Annotated in this window: 3 protein-coding genes and 1 pseudogene; 3 read left to right on the forward strand and 1 reads right to left on the reverse strand. The window is 75.1% G+C overall.

Annotated elements, in window-relative coordinates:
* Positions 1-194 precede the first annotated feature (194 nt).
* Together ACFU6K_RS35180 and ACFU6K_RS35185 are read left to right on the forward strand one after the other, a co-directional pair.
* Positions 195-764, forward strand: coding sequence for a Clp protease N-terminal domain-containing protein (locus ACFU6K_RS35180; protein ID WP_380670117.1), 570 nt, complete (start codon positions 195-197; stop codon positions 762-764).
* A gap of 55 nt (positions 765-819) precedes the next feature.
* A pseudogene (locus ACFU6K_RS35185) lies at positions 820-1,501 on the forward strand (GPP34 family phosphoprotein).
* 55 nt (positions 1,502-1,556) lie between these two features.
* On the opposite strand, the gene ACFU6K_RS35190 reads toward ACFU6K_RS35185, so the two are convergent.
* Positions 1,557-1,976, reverse strand: coding sequence for a DUF3592 domain-containing protein (locus ACFU6K_RS35190; RefSeq protein ID WP_117492909.1), 420 nt, complete (start codon positions 1,974-1,976; stop codon positions 1,557-1,559).
* A 217-nt stretch (positions 1,977-2,193) separates the two neighbouring features.
* Here ACFU6K_RS35190 and ACFU6K_RS35195 point away from each other — a divergent pair.
* A partial coding sequence (locus ACFU6K_RS35195) for a right-handed parallel beta-helix repeat-containing protein (RefSeq protein WP_380670120.1) occupies positions 2,194-3,135 on the forward strand: 942 nt, incomplete at its 3' end.

Here is a 3,135-nt window from a genome sequence, read left to right on the forward strand (position 1 = left end):
GTAGGTGCCGTGGGGGGTCGGTCCCGTCTTCGGTGGCGGCGGGGGCCCCCCGGTCTTCCGCGCCCGGCGCGGGCCCCCGGTCCTCCGCGCCCGGCGCGGGCCCCGTCCTGACGCTTTCTTGACGTGCGGAAAATGCTCAAGAGAAGGAAAAGCGAGCGTATAGTCCGAGTAAAGCCGCAGTCGTGGGAGGGCCGATGGAAACGACCGTGCCGGAGCCGGACCGGCGGGACTCGCCGGTCTCACCGAACCCGCCGAACTCCTCGGTCTCACCGGATTCGCCGGACTGGCCGGGCGACCCGGCCGCGCCGGGCGCCCTCGACCCGCTGCTGCGCCCCACCCGGGAGGCGCTGCTGGCCCGCCGCGCGCACCCGGCCCCGCGCTGGAAGCGCCTGCTGCAGCCGGGCCCGTCCGGTCCGGCCGCCTGGATCCGGCCGGAGGCCGACGCCCAGGCCGAGCGCCTCGGGCGCCGTACGCCCGGCACCGAGCACGTCCTGCTCGCCCTGCTGGCCGTGCACGAGGTGGCCCGCCACGAGCCGCGGCCGGTGGAGGAGGACGGCGCCGGCGACCTGCTCGCCGGTCTCGGCCTCGACTACGCCCGGGCGCACGCCGCGCTCGACTCCGGCGAGGTGACGCTGCCCGCCGACCCGCGCTCGGTCGAGGCCTACCTGGCCGATGTCGCAGGTCAGGGCACTGATCGGCTGCTCCGGGCGTTGCTGGAGGAGGACACCCGGGCCCGGCGCCTGGTCGACGCCCTGCGGGGCTGAGGGCTAGGTGCCCGGTGCCCGCGGCACCGAGAAGTCGAGAAGAAGGGACACCCCGATGCACGTCACCCTCGCCGAGGAGCTGATGCTGCTCTCGCTGGACGACGAGTCCGGCGTGGCGAAGGACGCCGCCACCGCCGCCTGGGCCGCCGCGGGCGGCATCCTGGCCGAGCTGGTGCTGGCCGAGCGGGTCGCGATCGACGAGGGCCGGCTCACCGTCACCGACCGCACCCCGACCGGCGAACCGCTGGTGGACGGCCGGCTGGCCCGCCTCGACGAGTGGGGCCGCCGGACGCCGCTCCGGTAAGGCCAAGGCGGCCGACTGGCTGATCAGGGACCGGTCGACGGTGATCGCCGACACCGTCGCGCGGCTGTGCGAGCGCGGCCTGGTGGTCGAGGAGCGCCGCCGCGCGCTGGGCATCTTCCCGGTCCGCCGCTACCCGGAGGCGGACGGCGGCGCGGAGCGCGAACTGCGCGCGCGGCTGGCCGCGGTGGTGCTGGACGGCGCCGAACCGGACCTGCGCACCGCCGCCCTGGTCGCCCTGCTGCACGGCTCCCGGCTGCACGGGCTGGCCTTCCCCGAGCTGCCCCGCAAGCAGGTCGAGCCGCGCTTCGCCGAGATCGCCGCCGGTGACGGAGCGGCCGAGTCCGTCCGCGAGGCGATCCGGGCCGTGCAGCTCACCATGGCCGCCGTCACCATCGCGACCACCGTGGCGGCGACCACTGCGGCCACCATCTGAGCGCGCCGGGCGGGTCGTGCGGCCCGCCCGGCCGGCCTTGTTCCAGGCCGTCGCTTCAGAGCACCGCGGCGCCGAGGGTGATCGAGCCGAGCACCACCAGCACCCCGAGCGCGAGGAACCCGTACTCCAGCCCCGCGCGCTCCCGCCCGTCCACCAGCACCTGCCGCGGGTCCGCGGGGTCGTAGCGGACCGGGACGAAGCCGCCGTCCGGCAGCGGGTGGCGGGCGGTGGAGGGGACGGGGGAGAAGACCTCGACCACCCGGCCGTCCTCGGTCTCGAACTGGAGCAGCGGCCGTGGCGGCAGCGCGCGGTCCTCCGGGGCCGCGGCGCGTTCGCGCACCAGCGCCCGCACCGGGACACCGACCCGGCGCAGCCGCCGCAGTTCGCGCAGGCCGACCACCCCGGCGAGGTAGGCGACCACGCCGCCCAGCGCGCCGAACACCACCACGGCGAACCCGGCCGTACCACCGCCCATCGCCGCCTCCCTGTCCGACCCGTCCGACCTGTGTGATCCCGACCGACCCTGACCGACCCTGACCGGGGCTCCCCAGGGCTCCCCAGGGCTCCAGTATCGCGCGGGAAGGCACTCTTGACGCCTCGGAATGGTCCAGTCCACTCTGGGCAGCGGCATGTTCCTGTCACCACCGGCCCCGTCCTCCGGCCGGCCCCGACCACCGCAAGGAGCACCGTCCGTGACCAGGCGCCCCGCCCTCCTCGCCGCGCTCACCGTCCTCACCCTCGGCAGCACCGCCCCCGCGGCCGTGGCCACCGACTCCGCCGCCCCGGCGGCCGTGGTCAAGGTCGGCACCGCCAAGCAGCTCCAGAGCGCGCTCGCCGCCGCCGCGCCCGGCCAGACCATCCAACTTGCCGACGGCACCTACACCGGCACCTTCAAGGCCACCACCCCCGGCACCGCCGCCGCCCGGATCACCCTCACCGGCTCGGCGAAGGCCGTCCTCACCACCCCCACCGGCGGCGGCTACGGCCTCCACCTCGACGGTGCGAGCTACTGGACCGTCCAGGGGCTGACCGTCACCGGCGCCCAGAAGGGCATCATGGCCGACTCCGCCGACTACGTGGTCCTCGACGACGTGACGGTCCACCACACCACCATGGAGGGCGTGCACTTCCGCAACTCCAGTGCCCACGGCACGCTGCGCGGCTCGCGCGTCCACGACACCGGCCTCGGCCGGGACGGCATGGGCGAGGGCGTCTACGTCGGCACCGCCAACACCCTGACCGACCACAGCGACTACGTGCGGATCACCGGGAACACCTTCGGCCCGAACATCGGCGCCGAGAACGTCGACCTCAAGGAGGGCACCGTCGGCGGCCTCGTCTCCGGCAACACCTTCGACGGCGACGGCCTCACCGGGCGCAACTACGACGACTCCTGGGTCGACGTGAAGGGCAACGGCTACGTCATCGAGAACAACACCGGCCGGCGCACCACCGACGACGGCTACCAGACCCACAGCGTCCGGCCGGGCTGGGGCTGCGGCACCGTCTTCCGGGGCAACCGCTCCGACCTCACCGGCGCCACCGGCCCGGACCGCTACGCGATCGACGTGACGAACTACGACGCGGCGAACTGCGGGACGACGATCGGCGCGGGCAACACCGTCACCGGGGGC

This window comes from Kitasatospora sp. NPDC057512 (assembly GCF_042802135.1).
GTDB lineage: Bacteria > Actinomycetota > Actinomycetes > Streptomycetales > Streptomycetaceae > Kitasatospora.